Source organism: Bradyrhizobium sp. HKCCYLS1011 (assembly GCF_051167795.1).
Lineage (GTDB): Bacteria > Pseudomonadota > Alphaproteobacteria > Rhizobiales > Xanthobacteraceae > Bradyrhizobium.
This window is the reverse complement of sequence record NZ_JBNPTT010000005.1, coordinates 551,529-571,896: the sequence shown is the minus strand read 5'-3', so window position 1 is coordinate 571,896 and position 20,368 is coordinate 551,529. Positions and strand designations below refer to the sequence as shown.

Annotated in this window: 18 protein-coding genes and 1 pseudogene; 11 read left to right on the top strand and 8 right to left on the bottom strand. The window is 64.8% G+C overall.

All coding sequences use genetic code 11. The annotated features are described in order from the left end of the window. Positions 1–26: 26 nt before the first annotated feature. The 3 genes from ACQR1W_RS19585 to ACQR1W_RS19575 are packed head-to-tail and all read left to right on the top strand — an operon-like array spanning position 27 to position 2,505. On the top strand, positions 27–812 hold the full coding sequence (locus ACQR1W_RS19585; RefSeq protein WP_434852314.1) for a DUF3298 domain-containing protein: 786 nt from the start codon (positions 27–29) through the stop codon (positions 810–812). A gap of 32 nt (positions 813–844) precedes the next feature. After that, positions 845–1,840: a methylmalonyl Co-A mutase-associated GTPase MeaB gene (meaB, locus tag ACQR1W_RS19580; protein WP_434852313.1), complete on the top strand. Its 996-nt coding sequence runs from the start codon at positions 845–847 to the stop codon at positions 1,838–1,840. Then, complete coding sequence (locus ACQR1W_RS19575; RefSeq protein WP_434852312.1) at positions 1,837–2,505, top strand: pyroglutamyl-peptidase I; 669 nt, start codon at positions 1,837–1,839, stop codon at positions 2,503–2,505. Before meaB ends, ACQR1W_RS19575 begins: the two co-directional genes overlap by 4 nt. Before the next feature lie 116 nt (positions 2,506–2,621). Here the strand turns inward: ACQR1W_RS19575 and ACQR1W_RS19570 are convergent, their stop codons facing one another. After that, complete coding sequence (locus ACQR1W_RS19570) at positions 2,622–2,906, bottom strand: GlsB/YeaQ/YmgE family stress response membrane protein (protein ID WP_008971695.1); 285 nt, start codon at positions 2,904–2,906, stop codon at positions 2,622–2,624. A gap of 194 nt (positions 2,907–3,100) precedes the next feature. Between ACQR1W_RS19570 and ACQR1W_RS19565 the strand changes: the two genes are divergently transcribed. Further along, the gene (locus tag ACQR1W_RS19565; protein ID WP_434852311.1) at positions 3,101–4,474 is read left to right on the top strand and encodes a TIGR03808 family TAT-translocated repetitive protein; all 1,374 of its coding nucleotides are present in this window, start codon (positions 3,101–3,103) and stop codon (positions 4,472–4,474) included. Positions 4,475–4,479: 5 nt separating this feature from the next. Here the strand turns inward: ACQR1W_RS19565 and ACQR1W_RS19560 are convergent, their stop codons facing one another. From ACQR1W_RS19560 to ACQR1W_RS19545, 4 genes are all read right to left on the bottom strand, one after another. Further along, positions 4,480–5,025: a TIGR03809 family protein gene (locus tag ACQR1W_RS19560; protein WP_434852310.1), complete on the bottom strand. Its 546-nt coding sequence runs from the start codon at positions 5,023–5,025 to the stop codon at positions 4,480–4,482. Between the two features lie 448 nt (positions 5,026–5,473). Then, positions 5,474–7,156, bottom strand: a complete 1,683-nt coding sequence (locus ACQR1W_RS19555) for a S8 family serine peptidase (RefSeq protein WP_434852309.1) — start codon at positions 7,154–7,156, stop codon at positions 5,474–5,476. A gap of 30 nt (positions 7,157–7,186) precedes the next feature. Next, positions 7,187–7,903, bottom strand: coding sequence for a hypothetical protein (locus tag ACQR1W_RS19550; protein WP_434852308.1), 717 nt, complete (start codon positions 7,901–7,903; stop codon positions 7,187–7,189). Next, positions 7,900–8,469 carry a sigma-70 family RNA polymerase sigma factor gene (locus tag ACQR1W_RS19545; RefSeq protein ID WP_008971701.1) on the bottom strand — a complete coding sequence of 190 codons (570 nt, stop codon included), beginning with the start codon at positions 8,467–8,469 and terminating at the stop codon, positions 7,900–7,902. Before ACQR1W_RS19545 ends, ACQR1W_RS19550 begins: the two co-directional genes overlap by 4 nt. Positions 8,470–8,985: 516 nt before the next feature. On the opposite strand from ACQR1W_RS19545, the gene ACQR1W_RS19540 reads away from it, so the two are divergent. Then, entirely contained in the window at positions 8,986–10,110 is a 1,125-nt protein-coding gene (locus ACQR1W_RS19540) for a DUF2336 domain-containing protein (RefSeq protein ID WP_434852307.1), read from the top strand. Here the strand turns inward: ACQR1W_RS19540 and ACQR1W_RS19535 are convergent. Continuing rightward, positions 10,104–10,742, bottom strand: coding sequence for an NrsF family protein (locus tag ACQR1W_RS19535; protein ID WP_434852306.1), 639 nt, complete (start codon positions 10,740–10,742; stop codon positions 10,104–10,106). The two genes, ACQR1W_RS19540 and ACQR1W_RS19535, sit on opposite strands and share 7 nt — an antisense overlap. Before the next feature lie 2 nt (positions 10,743–10,744). Beyond that, complete coding sequence (locus ACQR1W_RS19530; RefSeq protein WP_085967008.1) at positions 10,745–11,311, bottom strand: sigma-70 family RNA polymerase sigma factor; 567 nt, start codon at positions 11,309–11,311, stop codon at positions 10,745–10,747. Positions 11,312–11,723: 412 nt separating this feature from the next. Here ACQR1W_RS19530 and ACQR1W_RS19525 point away from each other — a divergent pair, with 412 nt between their 5' ends. The 5 genes and pseudogenes from ACQR1W_RS19525 to ACQR1W_RS19505 all read left to right on the top strand — a co-directional run bounded on the left by ACQR1W_RS19525 (position 11,724) and on the right by ACQR1W_RS19505 (position 16,378). Next, the gene (locus ACQR1W_RS19525; protein ID WP_434852305.1) at positions 11,724–12,137 is read left to right on the top strand and encodes a hypothetical protein; all 414 of its coding nucleotides are present in this window, start codon (positions 11,724–11,726) and stop codon (positions 12,135–12,137) included. Positions 12,138–12,244: 107 nt separating this feature from the next. Further along, positions 12,245–13,024, top strand: coding sequence for an enoyl-CoA hydratase (locus ACQR1W_RS19520; RefSeq protein ID WP_434852304.1), 780 nt, complete (start codon positions 12,245–12,247; stop codon positions 13,022–13,024). Between the two features lie 335 nt (positions 13,025–13,359). Continuing rightward, a complete protein-coding gene (locus ACQR1W_RS19515; RefSeq protein ID WP_434852303.1) occupies positions 13,360–14,709 on the top strand; it encodes a TolC family outer membrane protein in 1,350 nt (449 codons plus the stop codon). A gap of 20 nt (positions 14,710–14,729) precedes the next feature. Continuing rightward, positions 14,730–15,258, top strand: a pseudogene (locus ACQR1W_RS19510) (hypothetical protein). Positions 15,259–15,412: 154 nt separating this feature from the next. Continuing rightward, positions 15,413–16,378, top strand: a complete 966-nt coding sequence (locus tag ACQR1W_RS19505; protein WP_434852302.1) for an amidohydrolase family protein — start codon at positions 15,413–15,415, stop codon at positions 16,376–16,378. Positions 16,379–16,483: 105 nt separating this feature from the next. On the opposite strand, the gene ACQR1W_RS19500 is transcribed toward ACQR1W_RS19505, so the two are convergent. Next, positions 16,484–17,401 (bottom strand): alpha/beta hydrolase, encoded by a 918-nt coding sequence (locus ACQR1W_RS19500; RefSeq protein WP_434852301.1) that lies wholly within the window; start codon positions 17,399–17,401, stop codon positions 16,484–16,486. Between the two features lie 1,249 nt (positions 17,402–18,650). Here ACQR1W_RS19500 and ACQR1W_RS19495 point away from each other — a divergent pair. Further along, positions 18,651–20,300, top strand: coding sequence for a Na/Pi cotransporter family protein (locus tag ACQR1W_RS19495; RefSeq protein WP_434852300.1), 1,650 nt, complete (start codon positions 18,651–18,653; stop codon positions 20,298–20,300). Positions 20,301–20,368: the final 68 nt, after the last annotated feature.

Genomic DNA, 20,368 nt, shown 5'->3' with positions numbered 1-20,368 from the left:
ACCAACCAACGGATCCGATCGTCACCATGTCTCCCGTCAAATTGAGCCTCGCCCTGCTCCTCGGCCTGTTCTGTCTTCATCCCGCGCTGGCCGCCGAGCCCAAGGTCGAGCCCAAGCCCGACGCCACGATCAACACCAAGGCGATCGAGGCCAATGTGACGCTCGATCCCGAGATCAAGTCCGATCCGGCGCTTGCCGCCTATTGCCTTGCGGAAGGTCGGAAGTGGATCGACAAGCAGGCGGCCGATGCGGCCAAGGAGCGCAAGCAAGACCTCGCGCTGTTCCGCGACGGCAAATGGTCGTTCGAGCGCAAATATTCAGTGCGTTCGAATGTTGCCGATCGCTACATCAGCGTGGTCCGGGATGACTACATGGATATGCGCGGCGCCCACCCCAACAGTGACGTGAACACCATCCTTTGGGACAAGGCCGACAACAAACCGATCAGCATCCGCCCGTTCTTCGCTGAGACGGCGGACAATGGCCCGACCATGAAGGCCATGCTGAAAGCCGTGATCACTGCGCTGAAGGCGGAGAAAAAGAAGCGGGACGCCGGCGACGACAATGACGACTGGTCCAAGGGGCTGGAGCCGAAGCTGCTGAAGATCGGCGCAGTGACACTGGCGCCGTCGACGGACGCCGGCAAGAGCTCCGGCCTCACCTTCCACTATCCGCCTTACGCGGTCGGTCCCTATGCCGAAGGCGAGTACGTCGCCTTCGTGCCGTGGGAAACGCTCAAGCCTTATCTCACGCCGGAAGGCACGCGGATCTTCGGCGGCGGCCGGCCAAAAGGCGATGCGGAAGAAAACTAGCCGATGACCGTCTATCGGCTATAACGGGCGGCATGTCCCCACGATCAGCCGTCCTGTCGCCCGATATTGCCGTCTTGGCCCGCGATCTCCGCGCCGGCCATCGCGCCGCGCTGGCGCGGGCGATTACTTTGGTCGAGAGCCGCCGTGCCGACCACCAGGCCGCGGCGCGCGAGTTGGTTCAGGCGGTCTTGCCGCAGACAGGTCAGGCCATCCGGGTCGGCATCACCGGCTCGCCGGGCGTCGGCAAGTCGACCACGATCGACGCGCTCGGCATGTATCTGATCGAGCAAGGTCACAAGGTCGCGGTGCTCGCGGTCGATCCGTCGTCGGCGCGCACCGGCGGCTCCATCCTGGGGGACAAGACGCGGATGGCGCGGCTGTCGCATGCCGACCACGCCTTCATCCGCCCTTCCCCGTCCTCCGGCACGCTCGGCGGCGTCGCGGCCAAGACGCGCGAGGCGATGCTGTTGTGCGAGGCTGCCGGCTTCGACGTCATCCTGGTCGAGACCGTCGGCATCGGGCAATCCGAAACCGCGGTGTCCGACATGACAGATTTCTTTCTGGCGTTGATGCTGCCCGGCGGCGGCGACGAGCTGCAGGGCATCAAGAAGGGTCTGGTCGAGCTCGCCGACGTGATCGCGATCAACAAGGCCGACGGCGACAACATCAAGCGCGCCAACGTCACCGCTGCGGATTACCGTGGCGCGCTACATCTGCTCGGCCCCCGCTCCGAACACTGGCATCCGCCGGTGGTGACCTATTCGGCATTGACTGGCGCTGGCATTGCCGGGCTGTGGCAGAAGGTACTCGATCATCGCAAGGCGATGACGGCGTCAGGCGAATTCGCGCAGCGCCGGCGCGAGCAGCAGGTGAAATGGATGTGGTCGATGCTCGAACAACGGATCATGGCGAAGCTGCGCACCGACACCGCTATTCGCGCCAAGGTGAAGAAGCTGGAGGCCGAGGTGGCGGAAGGGCACGTTGCACCGGCAGTCGCCGCCGAGCGGCTCGCGGAGATGCTGCAATGAGCCAAAAGCTTCGCATCCTCATCACCGGCTTCGGCCCGTTCCCGGGTGCCCCGTACAATCCGACCATGCCGCTGGTAAAGCGGCTGGCGGCACTGCGCCGGCCTGCGCTCGACGGGGTCGAACTCGCCAGCCACATCTTTCATGTGACCTATCGCACCGTCGATCGCGAGCTGCCCGAGCTGATCGCGCGCGTCAGCCCCGACGCCATTTTGATGTTTGGGCTGGCCGGGCGCACCGCGCATGTTCGGATCGAGACCCGTGCCCGCAATGCAGTCACGACCACCTTCCCCGATGCCGATCGCACCCTCGCGCGTAAGGGGTCGATCGTTCCTCGCGCGGGGCCGATGCTGTTCGGCCCCCACACGGCAAGGCTTCTGCGAGCGGCACGCGCGACTGGGATCGACGCGCGGCCGTCGCGCGATGCCGGCAGCTATCTGTGCAACTACCTGAGCTGGCGCGCGATCGAGGCGACGCAGGCCGAGGGAGGTCCGCGGCTAGCCGCCTTCATCCACATTCCCCCGCTGCCACGCGACGGCGCAGCTCTCTCTCAGGGCAGCGGGCGGATCACGCTGGAGCATCTGGTCGATGCCGGCGAAGCCATGCTGATGGAGCTGGTGAAACTGACCCGGCGGGCATCAGCTACGCGAATCCACAGCTCGGAATGAGGCGTAGATTTCATACGCCCAACCGATGAGCCCTCTTCATAACAAGAGGCCTCGCCCATCCGGGCGAGGCTCAGCTAGGACATCGCTCAACTTGCTTTGAGCTGCCGCGCCCGGGTCTACCAGGCACCGCGGCGCCGGTACCTCCATCCACCGAGCAACCGAAGCACGAGCAGGAGAACGACGGCGCCGATGAAAGCGTTGAGGATTGCAGACACAAGTCCGACACCAAGATGAATACCGAGCCTTGGCAATAACCAGCTGCCAATGAATGCGCCGAGAAGACCGACAATCAGGTCCCCGATCAAGCCGAACCCACCGCCTTCCATCACGCGGCCGGCAAGCCACCCTGCAATGATTCCGACGAACAGAATCACCAGCAGGCTCTCATTGGACAGATGCATCACCTTCTCCTCGTCGAGCGATTCGTCGGAACAATGTCGGCGCCTGTCATTGGTTCCGCCGAAGGCGACACCTTTGAGTGAAGATTTAACCCTACCGATAACAATCGCTGGGGCGCGCGCTCGACCTACCATCAGGATTGAGGGTTTCGGCCTAAGTGATGGCTGAACATCATCTTTTGCGTGAGGCGCTCACGATGGCCGTCAATCGCCGCAGTCTGTTGGGCGCATCAGCGGCCGGTGCAGCCGGCGCACTGGCGCTGCCTGCCGAACCTGCGCGCGCCGCGCCTTTGATCTCCACGCTCGGCCGCGACGCGACGCAATATGGCGTGCGGCCCAATCACCCCGACGATCAGACGCGCGCCTTGCAGCGCGCGATCGACGAGGCCGCGCGGGCGCAGCTGCCCCTGGCGCTGCCCCCCGGCGTCTATAGCACGGGCATGCTGCGGCTCACGGCCGGCACGCAGCTGATCGGCGTCAGAGGTGCCAGCAAACTTCTCTTCACCGGCGGCAGTCCGTCCATGCTGCTCAGCGAAGGCGCCGACACGATGAGCCTGAACGGGGTGACGCTCGATGGCGGCAATATCCCCCTGCCCGCCCGTCGCGGCCTGCTCCATGTCCTCGGCGGACGCGACGTCCGCATTGCCGATTGCGAGATCAGGAATGCCGGCGGCAGCGGGATCTGGCTCGAACAGGTCTCGGGCGAGATCAGCGGCAACATCATCACCGACATCGCCGTGACAGGCATCGTCTCCTTCGATGCGCTCGGCCTGATCGTCGCGCGCAACACAATCGTGGCGACCTCCGACAACGGCATCGAGATCCTGCGCACAGCCATTGGCGACGACGGCACGCTCGTGACCGACAACCGGATCGAGAACATCAAGGCAGGGCCCGGCGGCTCCGGACAATACGGCAACGCCATCAACGCCTTTCGCGCAAGCAATGTGATCGTGCGCGGCAATCGCATCAAAAACTGCGATTACTCTGCCGTGCGCGGCAACTCAGCCTCGAACATCCAGATCACGGGCAACAGCATCAGCGACGTGCGCGAGGTCGCCCTCTATTCCGAGTTCGCGTTCGAAGGCGCCGTGATCAGCGGCAACACGGTCGACGGCGCGGCGTTCGGCGTCTCCGTCTGCAATTTCAACGAAGGCGGCCGCATCGCCGTGGTCCAGGGCAATATCATCCGCAACCTGATCCCGAAGCGACCGATCGGCACCGCGCCCGACGACGATGCCGGCATCGGCATCTATGTCGAGGCGGATGCCTCCGTCACCGGCAACGTGATCGAGAACGCACCGTCTTTCGGGATCGTCGCCGGCTGGGGCAAATATCTGCGCGACGTGGTGATTTCGAACAATGTGATCCGCAATGCACTCGCCGGCGTCGGCGTGTCGGTCGTTGCCGGCGCGGGCAATGCTGTGATCAGCAACAACATGATCTCAGGCGCGCCGCGAGGCGCAGTGGTCGGGCTCGATCACATCAAGCCGGTCACGGGCGATCTGACGCAGGAGGGCGCAGAGCGTCATGCGCAGCTGATGGTCGCTGGCAACGTGTTTGCGCGCTGACGCGCTCAGAGCGCGTGGCGCAGCGCCGGATAACGGCGCTCGATCTCGTCGAGATCGAGCAGCCGCGGACCGACATCGGCCTTGATCCCGACGCTCAAGGCCTGCTCGAGCGCCATGTCGATCCGCAGAGCGCTCGGCGCAGGCTCGGGCGCGACCATCTGCTCCGGGACCACGATATCGGATTCGGCGAAAACGGTGTCGATCGTCGGCGGGACCGCGATTGGGTGGCGGACCGACCTGCGACCATCGACGACGGGGTCAAGCCGCGGCGACGGGAGTGGTGCGGGCTCGATATTCAGGCGCGGAACGACGGCATTCATGCGGGGAGCGGCAGCCTCCCGAGCCGGGCTCTCGCCGAGCGACAGCGCTCGCCAGGTCTTCACAGCCGCCTTGGCTTCCCGGATGTTCTCGAGAAGGGATCGTTCGGTGTAGTAGCGGCGCCAGCGGCCGCTCTCGAACAGCTCGGTGAGATGATCCAAACGCCGCTGCGCGAGCGCGCACCAACGTTCGGACAGCTCGCGGCTGCACGCCACGTCTGGTCGATGTGTCATAAGGAGCCCGCAAAAAGAGGGACGGACGCGACTTACTCGGCACGACTCAACACAACGTGACGGCAATATTTTGTGGAGAAGGTTAAAAAAGTCTAGCTAACGCCACTATTTTTGCCGGGACGGCCGTAGTCGCGCGGGCGATGCGAGCGCTAGAACATCTCTCAAATTACAACTCAGCCGTCGGCGCATCCGCAACAAACAACGATCAATTGCAGATTTTCCGGCCAGCAAAGCTGTTTCGCCAAAGCGGAAGACCCGTCCGGGGGGACAACCGGACGGGTCAAAGCCATATGGGCGCTAGGGGTGGATGGGCGCTCGCGCCCGCATATAGCCCTGGGGAGGGATTTCCGCTCCCACGCTTATTTGTCGCCATCGATCTGATGCACGTTCAAGCAAGGGGGCGGATTTTTCGGCCATTCACGAAAACGTTGGCCCGGGCGTCGGCGCCCTATTGCTGGGCCGGACGAACCGAAGCACCGCCCGGGGATGGCTCGGTTGCCATCCCGGTTGCCATGCCGGTTGCCATGGCTGAGACCGGCGGCGGCGCGCGCAAGTCGCGCGTCTGCACCGAGTCCGTTGCATCATCAGGCTTCGGCTCGCTCGGGGTGGCGGACATGGCTGCCGGCGGCTCCGGCGCTGCTGCCTGCACCGCGGCATAGGCATCCGCCTCGCCCGCACCGAACAGATCATCACGTCCGGGTGTCCCGAGATCGCGCGCGGTCGCCGCCAGCACGGCTCGCACCTTTTCCGGCTTGAGCACAGCATTGCGCTCCAAGATCAGCGCGACAACTCCGGTGACGTAAGCGGCGGAAAACGACGTACCGGACGTGATCTGATACTTGCCGTCGGGCGCCGGAAGGAAGATGTCCGCGCCCGGCGCGGCGATGGCGATATAGGTGCCGCGGTTCGAGGCCGGCAGCAGCTGATCCTTCGCGTCGGTCGCGCTGACCGCGATCACATTCGGATTGGCAGCCGGATAAAGCGGCGGCGATTTCGCCCCTGCATTGCCCGCCGCCGCCACCAACACGACGTCCTTGGCCGCGACGGCCGCAATCGCTCGCTCAATGAGCGGATCCTGAGGCCCCGCAAAGCTCATGTTGACGATCTGTGCACCGTGCACCGCAGCATAATCCAGTGCCTTCAGGATCACGTAGGAGCTGCTCTCGGGCCCTTTCCCGCCTGCTTTCGCGCTCACGCCGAAGGCGCGGATGGCGAGGACGCGCGCGAACGGCGCGCTGCCCATCAGCCGCGCATGCGATACGATCGCGCCGACGATACCGGTGCCGTGCACGTGCGGCCCTTCCTGGCTGCCGAGCGCGTCGAAAGCATCAAGCGCGGCGTCGACGAATTCCGGATGCTTGAGATCCACGCCGGAGTCGATCACGGCGATGGTCACATTGGCGCCCTGGGCCACGCTATGTGCTTCCGGGAGCCGCAATTTCGCCAGCGCATATTGCGCGGGGTCTCCCTCGGCCGAAGGCGGCTTCTGATCCTGCAGCCTGTAGCGATAGTTCGGCTGCACGCCGCGCACGCTGGCGTCGGCAGCCAGGTCGCGGCTTGCCGCCTCGACCGAGCGGCGATCGGTGATGCGGAACAGCCCGATCGTGGTCCCGATCAGGGGAAACTCGCGCGAGTCGAGGCGTCGCAGCCGGTGACGGCGGGCGAGTTCATCGGCCTGCTGGGCGGAGAGCGCGCCGTCGATCTCGGCGACGATTTCGCCGGGGAATGTGTTGAGATCTGCCGTCCCCGCCGGCGCAGCGTTGTCCTTGCGCCGTTGCGCAGTCTTGCTGGTCTTGCCCTTGCCGCCGCCCTTCCCGCCATCAGCCGTCGAGGCCGACTTGTCGATGCACGCGCCGTCCGCGTCGCGGTTGGCAGCGCTGCATGTGGACGACAGGTTCGGCGAATAGCGCACATTGGGCAACACCGGCCGCACCGCCATGCCGCCGGTCAGATGGGGCGTCGGCGTGCGCCCGATGTTCGGATTGATGCTGGGGACCCGGCTCTGAATATTGATGCTGGGGGTGCGCAGCATGGCCTGGGCATGCGCCGATCCGCCCATGAGCAACGGCAAGGCCACGATGGCGATGGCGCGGCGGATTTGCCCTGACAGCTTCGGTGCGGGATGGACCATGGACCTCGAAGCTCGTTCTCGCAATGCCGGTTACGGCGCGGCCACCGCGAGGCTGACGAGCTTTTCATGCTGCAGCCGGCTGAGCAGGTTGTCCGCATCAGCCTTGGACATCGCGCCAAATTGCAGCTTGAACATGCCGCCCTTGGCGCCATCGACGATCGAGGCGTGATAGCTGTCCAGCAGCGTCGTTATGTCGGAGATGCGCGCATCCGGAGCAAAGCGCACCAGCGCATGCACGGGTACCCCCGTCTGCGGCTCCAAGGACCGCGTCACAGGCGCGCCGTCGTCCACCCTCTCGTTCGGGCTCAGAGACGCCGTCTGATAGGTGGCCGTCTGCTCCTTCATCAAGAAGGTGCCGATCACGCCGGCCTGCAGCAGCACGAGCAGCGCACCAAGGCTCCCCGACAAGGCCAGCGTGCGCGGCGACAGGCTGTCGAAAAAGCCCAATAGCCGCCCAATGAGGCCCCGCGATATCGCGGGGCTTTGCGCCGGCTCGGCCTCGATCGCGGCGAAAAGCTTCTGCATGGCCCGCATCGACGGCGCGCCGAGGCTTTCGTTGAGTCCGATGGTCTCGGCATATTCCTGCTGGATCACGGCATACTGCCTGGCAAGCTCGGGATCCCGGGCCAGCGCCTCCTCCACGCGCCGGGTGTCCGGCAGATTCAAGGTGCCGGCGGCGTACCAGGGCAATAGGAGTTCGATGTCACTGGGCTCGTGGTCCAGCATTTTTCTGCTCAAAGCCATCATGGCCAGCCTCGCTCAATGCCGGCCGCTTTCAAGAGTTCGGCCAATTTCTTGCGCGCATAGAACAGGCGCGTCTTGACGGTGTTTTCCGGGATTCCGATGATCTCGGCCACCTCTTCCACGGACTTCTCGTGGTAGTAGACGAGATCGACGATCTCCCGGTGGTCTGACGAAAGGCCGGTCAGGCACTTCCGCAAGGCTTCCCCGGTATTCTTCTTCTGTGTCGCCACTTCCGGATCATCGGACGTGTCCTCGATCGCGTTCGCGGCCTCGTCTTCCAATTCAACATCCTTGCGGCGGCGCAGCGCCGAAAGGGCCTTGAATCTCGTGATCGCCAGGAGCCAGGTCGAGACGGCGGATCGGCCTTCGAACTTGCCAGCCTGACGCCAGACATCGAGGAACACCTCGCTGATGAGGTCCTCCGCGACCTGTTCGTCCCGCACGAGCCGGAGCCCGAAACGGTACACCCTGACATGGTGCCGTCCATACAGCACCTGCATGGCGAGCCGGTCGCCTTGAGCGATCCGGGCGATCAGGGTTTCATCCGATGCCGCCTGTGTCACGCTCAATGGCCGTCTCGCAAGTTTGGTCGGGGGGAAGGCGCCCGCGGTTCGATCGGGTCCGCAAAAATCTTCAACTTACCGGAAAGGTACGGTCGGCTCTGTGAATTACCGCACATTACAGCATTTTTCCGCCCGCTTGGCTGCGGGATCGCTTTAGCCGGAAGGACTTAGCACAGTCTGGTGAATTCTCCCCAAAACTCCGCGCCCGAAACGGGGTGTCCGGCAGCCAGCCCCGCCCGGTGAGGGCCCATCCTTTCGCATCGGCGTCCCACGACCGGCGACCGCATCGCGCTACCGGCTCCGGGAACCAACCGGGGGTTGGTGCCCTGTGGTTCCATGGATACCAAAAGGAAAGGCTTGCCGCCTAGTTTTCGGCCTGAGTTCAATGATTGGCAAGACAATGGGCTTGGCGGCGCGAGGGGCATTGTTTCCGGGAAGCGTCGCGGGCGCTGAAGGCCAGTTTGTATTTCGACTTGAATTGGAGCCTTGACGGCTCACAGGATGAGTCAGGTTCTTTTGGTGATGAGTACGAAACCGGCCCGCCACACCGAGAGCCTGCTCGACGAGCTCGAAACCACGCTGGCGCATGGGACGGTCGCGCGGCGGGTCGAGACATTGCGGCGCGTGACCGATCTCTTCGTCCACAACGGGCTGGATTTTTCCCAGGAACAGATCGTGCTGTTCGATGACGTCTTCCAATGTCTCATCGAGCATATCGAAGTCTCGGCCAAAGCCTTGCTGGCGCAGCGGCTGGCGCCGATCGACACGGCGCCGCCCCAGACCATGCGCAGGCTCGCCAGCGATGATGCCATCGAAGTCGCCGGTCCCGTGCTGTCCAAATCCGAACGGCTTCCGGACGATTTGCTGATCGAGACCGCCCGAACCAAGAGCCAGGCGCATCTTCTGGCGATCTCGCTTCGGCGCGTGCTGAGCCGGGCGGTCACCGACGTGCTGCTGTTGCGGGGCAATGAGGAGGTGGTCCGCAGCACCGCCGCCAATCCGGGCGCGGAGTTCTCGGATGGCGGTTTTGATCACCTCGCCGACCGGGCCGCGCAGGACGCGGAGCTCGCAGCCGGTCTCGCGCTGCGACCGGACCTGCCGCGCCATCTTTATCTGAAGCTGGTGACCAAGGCCTCGGAGACCGTTCGGCAGCGGCTTGAGGCTGCCCACCCCGACAAGGCCAACCAGATTTCCTACGCGGTGCAAGCCGGCGCGCGGCGGGCCCGTTCAGCCCCCGTCGCACAGACCAGCCAGACCGAAATCGCCCATGCCCTGGTCCGCTCGCTGCACCAGGACGGCCGGCTCGACGGCCAGCTGATCGAGCAGTTCGCTGAACACCAGAAGTTCGACGAGGCCAATGCCGCCGTCGCGGCGCTGGCCAACGTGTCGGTGGACGTGGCCGAGACGATCATGATCGAGGGGCATGCAGAAGGGGTAATGATTCTGGGCAAGGTCGCGGGCCTGCCATGGTCCACGGTCAAGTTGCTCATCAACATGCGCGATACGCTCAACGGCAGCACACCGCTCGATCTGTCCGCCTCAAAGGCGACCTATGAGAGGCTGCGCCCCTCGACCGCGCAGCAGGTGCTGCGCTTTCATCGCGTGCAGCAGCTCAGCGTGCCGCCGCCTGAACGCTCATCTCAATAGCGCAGCACTCTCGCGCCGATCAGCGCCCCTAGCCCGGCGACGCCGGCTGCCGCGATCGTGTACCAGGTCGCCACGAACAGGGGCGAGTCGTCGGTACAATGGGCGGCATAAAGCGTCGCGGCAAATCCCGCCGAGAGCAGGCCCGCGATCGCTCCCGCCAGCGCAGGGCGGCTCGGCGCGCCATGGCGCAGGCCGAGCATGGCAGCCGCCAGCAGCGGCAACGACAGAATCGGAATTGCGCTCATGCAAAGCATCGAATTGTGACCGACCAGCCGCGCCAGCATCGGCAGCCGCTGCGGCAGCATCATCTCACTCATGATGGCACCGGCCAGCACGAGGACGGGCGCGAGCAACAGCCAGACCCAGCCGTGCAGCGAGGCCTCGGGCCGGGACAGATGCAGGCTGATCACCGTGGCGGGAATTGCGAGCGCCAGGGTCACCACGAATTTCAGGTCGAAGAACGGATTGCGCATCGCAACCATGATGTCCGGCCGGATGCCGAGCCCAAGCAGCAGCATCGCGGTGGAGAGCGGCGTCGCCGCAAGCAGCGCCAGTGCGAGCATGATGCCCACTGGGAGGGAACGCTGCCCATTGTCGGCGGCCAAGGTCCGGATCAGCTGATCGGTTTCCATCGTCATTGTTCCCGTAGCTTGGCGGTGAGGCTGGTCAACGCCCGGTGCAGCGCCACCCGGACGGCGCCCTCGGTCATCGAAAATCTTGCGGCGGTCTGCTTGATCGAGCTGGCCTCGACGGCAATCGACTGCAACACCTCGCGCTGGCGCTGCGGCAAGGTCTTCAGCTGCGTCTCGACCTCGCTGGCCGAGACGGTCGGTGCCGGCGGCTCATCGGCCAGCGTCTCGGCAAAATCATCGACATTGACGAAGATCCGCCGCCCCCTGCGACGCAGTGTATCGATCAGCTTGTTGCGCGCGATCGCAAACAGCCACGGCGCGAACGGAGCGTTCACGTCCCAGGTATGTCGCTTCAAATGCACCGCCAGCAAAATCTCTTGCACGATGTCCTCGGACTGATCGGCGGGCTGCCCGGCCCGCGCCAAACCGCGCCGCGCGGCGGCCCGCAACACCGGCGTGACGGCTTTCAGCAGGCGATGATAGGCCTCGTCGTCGCCGGCGATGGCCTGCCGCATCAAGCCGGTCCACTCGTCGTCACGTCCGCGCACGCGCGCACCCACAACAGCCATTCGGCCGAACTTTCAATTTGTTACACCGGTCGCCGCAAAAATCACAAAGGCGTGACGGTAATCCCTTCATGACAAATCCCAGCAAGCTCGCTCCGTTCGGCTCTTAGCATCGAATTGGCGCCGGGGCAGCTGGCGCCCGCCTCCGAAATCCACGCACCGCCACACTCTTTTTCGCAGAGTTTGGAAACTCTTGGGGAAAGTCTGGGGCAATCGTTCCAGCGCCGACCTGGTCTCAAGTTGCTGGAGAGATTGGGGCCACCGCCCAGGTCCGGAACTTTGGCTTCGCGGAGCAAAGCCGCAGGGATGCCCAGCTTTCGCCTCGGCGCGGCGAGAAGATTCCCCTTTTCCGCCCCGTTCTCGACACGCATCAGGGTCTCACTTCCGCCGGGCTGGCGGGACGGGGAGAAGGCGAATGACGATCCAAGCCGGTGGTGCACGTTCAGCGTCGATTCTGGTAGCCGCGTTCGTCCTGAGTGTCATCGGCTCGGCTCCGTCGCGCGCGACCGAATGGGGCGTGGTCGGCGTCGCGCCAATGACCACCTCGGACAGCACCGCGGCCGCAACACCCGCCGACGGCAACAATGCGTCCGCCCTGCCCCAGGCCGAGATGCAGGCCGCTCCTGCGGCTCAATCGACCGATGCCGCAATGACCGCCGACAATGCCACCACCGCGGCGGCTCCGGCCGAGGATGCGCCGGCCACGACGGTGGCCGCAAGCAGCGACGACAGTTCAGGCTGGGACAAGGCGTCCATCATCGGCAAGATCTTCATCGCTTGCGGCACCCTGCTCACCCTGGGCTCGGCCGCCCGCATGTTCATGATCTGAGGCCCCGCGGCACCTGTACGGCAGGCGCTGTTCGTCGCGACCTCCCACTTGATGCGCATGGCGGCAGGGGGCAAATTGCGCCCCTGAAAGCTTTGCGGGGTGGGACCATGAGCGTATTCGAGCACATCATCGTCGAAGGCAAGGGCGCGGTCGGGGTGATCACCCTCAACCGCCCGAAGCTGCTCAATGCTCTGTCGTTCGGCGTGTTCCGGGAAATCGCCGCGGCAGTCGAGGACCTCGAAGCCGACGATGCGATCGGCTGCATCGTCATCACCGGCAGCGACAAGGCGTTCGCGGCCGGAGCCGACATCAAGGAGATGCAGCCGAAGAGCTTCATCGGGATGTTTTCCGAGGATTTCACCGCGATCGGCGGCGATCGCGTCGCCAAGTGCCGCAAGCCGACGATCGCGGCCGTGGCGGGTTATGCCCTGGGCGGCGGTTGCGAACTCGCGATGATGTGCGACTTCATCATCGCCGCCGACACGGCCAAGTTCGGCCAGCCGGAAATCACGCTGGGCACCATCCCAGGCATTGGCGGCACCCAGCGGCTGACGCGCGCGATCGGCAAGGCCAAGGCGATGGATTTGTGCCTCACCGGACGGATGATGGACGCCCAGGAGGCCGAGCGCAGCGGCCTGGTCAGCCGCGTGGTGCCGGCCGACAAGCTTATGGAAGAGGCGATGGCAGCCGCGGACAAAATCGCGTCGATGTCGCGCCCGGCTGCCGCCATGGCCAAGGAAGCCGTCAATCGCGCGCTCGAGACCACGCTGGCGGAAGGATTGAATGTCGAGCGCAACCTCTTCCACGCGACCTTCGCGCTGGAGGACCGCGCCGAGGGGATGGCGGCCTTCATCGAGAAGCGCAAGCCGGTGAACAAGAACAAATAGCCGTGCTCGCTATGCATCCTCGCCCGATTCTTAGCGCGTTTTCTGGCGTGGCTGCGTGTCTCGATTGATTACGACTCCCTGACCTCCGCACCTGACACAATCGCGCCGCTATGACGCAGCGGCGCGACAATTGGTCTGTGGCGCCATCGCAACAAGAAGACACGGAAATACCTGGGGTTTTTCACACCCACGCTTTGCCTGTGGCTATGCTGCGGCCTAAACATGTAAACAGGCGGAACAATAAACGGGGATGCGGCGGAGTCCGGATGGTGAGGCGAGCCAAAGAACTTGGCGGCGGCCGGGGACATGTATTTTGCGGAGGCCTGTCTTTCGCAATGATTGCATGGCTCGCCGGCGCGGCAACGCCGGCGCGCGCCGAGGATCTCGCGACCGCGCTGGCGAAAGCCTATCAGACCAGCCCCCAGCTCAACGCCGAGCGGGCGCGCCAGCGCGCCACTGACGAAAATGTCCCGCAGGCATTGTCCGGCTATCGGCCGCAGCTCGTCGCGAGTCTCAGCGCCGGCCTGCAGGCCGTGCGCGACCTGTTGCCCGGCAACATCGTGCAATCGGCCAGTCTGAAACCATGGCAGATCGGCGTCACCGTGACCCAGACGCTGTTCAACGGCAACAAGACCGCCAACAGCGTCCGCGTCGCGGAGCTGCAGGTGCAGTCCGGCCGCGAGGCGCTGCGCAATGTCGGACAGGGCGTGCTGCTCGATGCGGTGACGGCCTACACCAATGTGCTGGCGAATCAGTCGCTGGTCGAAGCGCAGCGCTCCAACGTCGCCTTCCTGCGCGAGACGCAGGCGGTGACGCAGCGGCGACTCAATGCCGGCGATGTGACGCCGACCGACGCTTCGCAGGCCGAGGCGCGGCTGCAGCGCGGGCTGTCTGACCTCAACAGCGCCGAGGTCAATCTCGCGATCAGCCAGGCCACCTATGCGCAGGTGATCGGCATGCCTCCGGGGACGTTGAAGGCCGCCGATCCGATCGATCGCCTGTTGCCGCGCAGCCGCGAAGACGCCATCGCGCTCGCCATCAAGGAAAATCCGGCCGTCACGGCGGCCAGCTTCGATGTTGATACCGCCTCGACCTCGATCAGCGTCGCGGAGAGCAGCCTGCTGCCCACGGTCACCTTGCAGGGCAGCGCGAGCAAGAGCCGCGATTCGGACCCGACGCTCGGCACCCGCGCCACCGACCAGGCCTCGATCATCGCCAACGTCAACGCCCCGATCTATGACGGCGGCATGGCCGCATCTCAAACCCGGCAGGCCAAGGAGGTCGCCGCGCAAAGCCGGCTGGTGCTCGATCAGGTCCGCAATCAGGCGCGCACCGCTGCGGTCAGCGCCTGGGTGGCCAATGAAGGCGCCAAGATCGCCGTCAGTGCCTCGGAAGCCGAGGTGCGCGCAGCCACCGTCGCGCTGCAGGGCGTCTCCCGCGAGGCGCAAGGCGGCCAGCGCACCACGGTCGATGTGCTGAACTCGCAGGCCGACCTGATCCAGGCCAAGGCGCGGCTGATCGGCGCCCAGCGCGACCGCGTGATCGCCTCCTACACGCTGCTCAGCGCGGCCGGCCGGCTCGACGTCAAGAATCTCAACCTGAACACGCCGGATTACCTGCCGGAAGTGCACTACCATCAAGTGCGCGACGCCTGGCACGGACTGCGGACCCCGTCCGGGCAGTAAGCAGCCCTCCGGAGCCGACGATGAAAAGCCGCCGTATCCATCTGCTGGGCGCGTCGGGCTCGGGCGTGACCACGCTCGGCCGGGCGCTGGCCGACCGCCTGGCGCTGCCGCAGCACGACAGCGATGATTATTTCTGGCTGCCGACCGTGCCGCCCTACCAGACACAGCGCGCGCGGACGGACCGCCTGCGGCTGATGACCGAGATGTTTCTGCCGCGCGCCGACTGGCTGCTGAGCGGATCGGTAGTCGGCTGGGGCGACGATCTGATCCCGTATTTCGATCTCGTCGTGTTCGTGCAGACGGCGCGCGATGTCCGCCTGCAGCGACTGCGCGCGCGAGGCCGCGCATTTCGGCCGCGACGCCGTCGCGCCGGGGGGCTGGCGCCACGACGAAACCGAGTCCTTCGTCGAATGGGCGTCGCATTATGAGGACGGCACGCGCGAAGGCCGCAACCTCGCAAAGCACGAGGCCTGGCTCTCGACCCTGCCCTGCCCGGTCTTGCGCGTCGATGGGCACGACCGGTCAGTGATCTCGTCACTGATATCGTGACGGCGCTCGAAGGCTGAAGCGCTTGCATATCCGGCCTGCACCGTACGCGGGCACCTCCATGCTTTCGCCCATCCCAGGCTGCAGATAGTCTCCCGCTCGTTGCAGATAACAAGGCGCAGGCCGAAACGCCCGACGCCCTCAGGGAGGATTGACGATGCTCAACCGCCGCACCCTTTTGCTTGCGTCCATCGCAGCCGGAGTCACCATGAGCCATCGAGACGCGCGGGCCAAAGCAGCACAGCCGTCGACGCCGGTCGACTTCGACATGCCGCCGCAGGCCTGCGATTGCCACACCCACATTCACGGCGATCCCGAGAAATTCCCCTTCTTCGCGGGCCGCGTCTATACGCCGGAACCCGCCTCGCCCGAGGAGATGGCCGCGCTGCACAAGGCCTTGCACATCGAGCGCGTCGTGATCGTGACGCCCAGCGTCTACGGCACCGACAATTCGGCGACGCTGTTCGGCATGAAGGCACGCGGCAACAATGCGCGGGGCGTGGCTGTGATCGACGACAAGACGCCAGAGGCCGACCTCGATCGGATGCAGCAGGATGGCTTCCGCGGCATCCGCATCAATCTCGCCACTGGCGGCATCAACGATCCGTCCGTGGGACGCGCACGTTTCTCCGCCGCCGTCGATCGCGTCAAGGCGCGCGGCTGGCACGTCCAGCTCTACACCAACACGCCGATGATCGCGGCGATCAAGGATCTGGTCGCGGCCTCGCCGGTGCCGGCGGTGTTCGATCATTTCGGCGGCGCGGAGGCTGCGCTCGGGCTCGAGCAGCCGGGCTTTCCGGAGCTGCTTGAGCTCGTCAAGAGCGGCAAGGCCTATGTGAAAATCTCCGGCGCCTACCGCGCCTCCAAGCTGGCGCCGGATTATCCTGACGTCGTTCCCTTCGCCAAGGCGCTGATCGAGGCCAATCCGGACCGCATCATCTGGGGCACCGACTGGCCGCATCCGGACTCGACCATCCGTCCCGACCGCAAGCTGACCGACATCGCTCCGCTCTATCAGATCGACGACGGACGCCTGATGAACCAGCTGCCGGTCTGGGCCCCTGACGCCGCAATCCGCAAGAAGATCCTGGTCGACAATCCGGCGCAGCTGTACGGATTTTGATGAGTTCGTAGGATGGGTAGAGCCGAAGGCGAAACCCATCGCGAACATGCGCGCGGCAAGCGATGGGTTTCGCTGCGCTCAACCCATCCTACACACGACTACACACTAATTATTAGGTGTTATGCCAATGCCGAGGCGGCCGCGCATCCATTCCGCGGCCTCCTCGATGGCGGTGATCCCGGCGCGAACGACCGCGTGAAAAAATGGCCAGGAATGCGTCATCCCGGCCCAGACGTCGAGACGGACGCCCTGCCCCGCGAGCGCTGCGCGATTCACGAAGGCCAGCGAGTCCGAGAGCAGCACCTCCTCGGTCCCGACCTGGATCATGATCAGCGGAAGCCCCGAGAGATCCGCGCGCACCGGCGAGGTATAGGCATCGTCGCGCCGGTCACCCAGAAAGTTGGCTGCGTACACCCGCATCGCGTCACGCGAGGTGATCGGGTCGCGTGCACCGACCTGGTCGTAGGATTCGCCAGCGGTACTCATGTCGAGCCAGGGGCTCAGCAGGTAGAGCCCGGCCGGTTGTGGCAGGCCGCTGTCCCTCGCCTTCAACAGCAAGGCCGTTGCGAGATTGCCGCCAGCCGACTCGCCGCCTACGATGAGGTTCTCAGGTTTGATGCCGGACGCCAGTATCGCGCGATAGGCTGAGAGGGCATCCTCCAGCGCCGCCGGATAAGGATGCTCGGGCGCCAGCCGGTAGTCGATGTGATAGCCAGTCACGCCGGCAGCGATCACGAGCCGCGACAGCAGGCAGCGGTTGGTCTTGATACTGCCGATGACGTAGCCGCCGCCGTGCAGGAAGAGCAGCGCCTTGTCCGCGGCCGCGCTGCGATGAATAATCTTCTCAGCCGGGACTCCCGATAGATCGAGGCCCTGCAATTCCACGCCATCGAGCAACGGCTCGCCGCCCATGGCCGCATCGAACGTCGCGCGCTGTTCCGGATAGGATTTTGCGCGCAGCCCCGCAAGGAATGCCGGGGCCGTCCTGCGCAGCTGTTCAACGTCGGGATCGTGATGCACCATGCCTATCTCCGGTCTCGGGCAAGACCGGAAACTACGCGCGCGCTGCAATCACGGTCCATTCACGCTTCACGCACGCGATGCGCAATGTTGCGGCCGTAACCTCATTTCGCGCTTCCGCCCGAATGCGAAGCGGCTGCTTGATTTGCGACTGCGTCCATGCCCTTCGATCAACACTGCGACCTGACGCCATATCTATTCGACTGCCGGGATTTGCTGGCTTGGATTGATCACCTTGTCCGTATTCCGATCGGTATGAAAGACGTGGTGCTGCGAGCTGAAGGACCGATCTCGAACCGAGTGACCGGTCTCTTGTCCCGGACGCAGTGCGGCACAAAGTGCTGTACGGCAGAGCCGGGACCCAGAACGGCCCGGCGGCGCTCTGACGAGACGCACCCCTGGAGAAGAGATGCAATTTGAGGCAGCGCTCTTCGCCTAACGGCCGCATGGACATGCCGAGCGTGTAAGAAGCGTGACGGGGTCCCGGCTCTGCCGTACAGCACTTTGTGCCGCACCGCGCCCGGGACACGGGAGTGGCGAGCCCAAATCCTCAGCACGCGCCACGCGTTTCAAACCGAATATGAGTGCGACCGGATCCTTCACGATTTCCGGGCTCATCGCGCTGAAAAAGTCATTTCGCTTGCGATCTCAACGCCAACGCTCGTTTCAAGAGCACGCGCCAAAATAAATCCCTTCCGAAAATCCTAAAATCAGTTGTAGGCTCCGCTTGTTCCGGTCCGGATGAGGGGCGTACGCGTCGTCACGATACGTTGGGCCGGCAATGCGGTGGACGTGAGAGCATCGAAGCGCGTCATGCGCGGACGAGGATGTGATCGCGGACGGCGAAATCGTGTGGTCCTGGCGTCCCGGTGCTGACGCCCAGCGCAACGCGCTTAGCGCGTTGTCGCTGACGCGACGAAGCTTCGCTTCGCGCGGACGGGGGCAATCAAGCCGGTCCCCGAGGAGAGCGCGTATAAGCCGTAAACGACCGCGCAGGGAATGCCGGATGATCCGGCTGATCCTGTGGTGACTGCCGCCTGCTTTCTCTTCTGCAGGCGGGCCATGGGTGAGGCCTTCACCCGGTATTCCCTGCGCCCTCATCAATTCATGAGGGTCCATATCGAGCCATCACTCGGGCACAACGTGCCGCGGGACCATCGAAGCTTGCCAGTTCGAGCCGTTTGACAAGTTGAAGGATCGAGTAGCTGGGTTATGTTCGAAAGCTGGCCCAATCACCTTGCGGGAAGCGCGCATGTCAACCGCGATCTCGGCACTTGGCGGCGTTGGTCTCTTTCTCCTCGGCATGACCGTCATGACGGAAGGCCTGAAGGCATTGGCGGGCTCCGGGCTGCGCGCAGTGCTGAGCAAGGCCGCAGCGACACCGCTGCGCGGCTCATTCTGGGGCGCACTCGTCACCCTGCTGGTCCAATCGTCGAGCGCCACGATCATGACGACGATCGGACTCGTCAGCGCCGGCCTGTTGACCTTCCCGCAGGGGCTCGGCCTCGTGTTCGGTGCGAATGTCGGCACCACCGGCACCGGCTGGCTGGTTGCGCTCATCGGCGTTCGCGTCTCGCTCACGGCAGCGGCCATGCCGATGATCTTCGTCGGCGCGCTGATCAAGCTGCTGGCGAGTGGACGAGTGTCCGGAGCAGGTGCAGCACTTGCCGGATTTGGACTCGTGCTTTTTGGGCTGACGACCCTGCAGCAGGGAATGGGCGGGCTGGCCGAGCGATTGCACCCACAGGACTTCCCGGCCGTTCTCGCGGGGACGGATGGCCCATGGTGGCGCGGCATGCTCGGCGCGCTGGCGTTGGTCGTGGCCGGGCTGGTGATGACCGCGATCATGCAATCGTCGACCGCAGCGGTCGCCGTGACGCTGTCGGCCTACTTCGCCAACGCGATCGGACTTGACCAGGGTTGCGCATTGATCATCGGACAGAACATCGGAACAGCCACCAGCTCCGCACTGGCGGCCATCGGCGCCAGTACCACCGCCAAGCGACTGGCCGTCGCCTATGTGCTGTTCAAGCTGATCGCGGCCGTCATTGCGCTGCTGCTGTTTCCCATCGTCACGCCCCTGCTCATCCAGGCCTCGAAGACGATCGATGGCGTCACCCTGCTGGCGGCCTATCACACCGCCTATAATGTCGTCGGCGTCGTGGTTCTGCTGCCGCTCGTCGACCGGTTCACGCAATTGGTGGAGCGCATTCTGCCCGAGCGCGGCTCGCCGCTCATGCGCTACCTCGATCCTTCCGCGCTTTCCACACCGATCGTTGCTGTTGAGGCCGTGAGACGCACCACCGCACGCGCGTTGGCCGCAGTGTGTGATTCGATCGAGACGACGCTGGTCAGCGAGATCCGGAACGAACCCCTGCGGAAGCAGGATGCCGTTTCGGTGCGTGAAGCCAGCGACGCATTGCGCCAGGCGCAAGTCTTCTTGTCGGATGTCGCCGGGCCGCCAGAAACCGAGGATGAGCAGCAGCGGCTCACAAGCACCTTGCACGCACTCGACCATGCGTCACGGTTGGCAGAGGCGGCGGCAGCCACCGACTTCAAGACAGTGCACGCCGGACCGGATGATTTGCGCGCGGACGGGTTATGCGCCCATGCGATGGGACTCGCGATCTCGATCGCGGACAACCTCGGAGCGCCGGCCGGGACCGACCCTTCGGCGAAAGAAATGACGTCCACCCATGAGTTGCTGCTGCAACTCGAGCATTTTGCCGCAGAGCTGGAAACGTTGCAGCGGACTCATCGCAGCGCGACCCTGCGCGCGGTCGCCCACGGAACATTGACGGCTGACGTGGCGATCGCTCGCGTCGATACATTAAGGAGCCTGCAGGCGCTCACGCGGCACGCATGGCGCTGCGCGGTGCATCTCGTCGGCCGCGAGACGTAGCAACGGGGCTCGCGAGGCTGCAGATGTGCGTCCTGCGTGTTGGAGGCGACGATCACGCCGATGAGGTC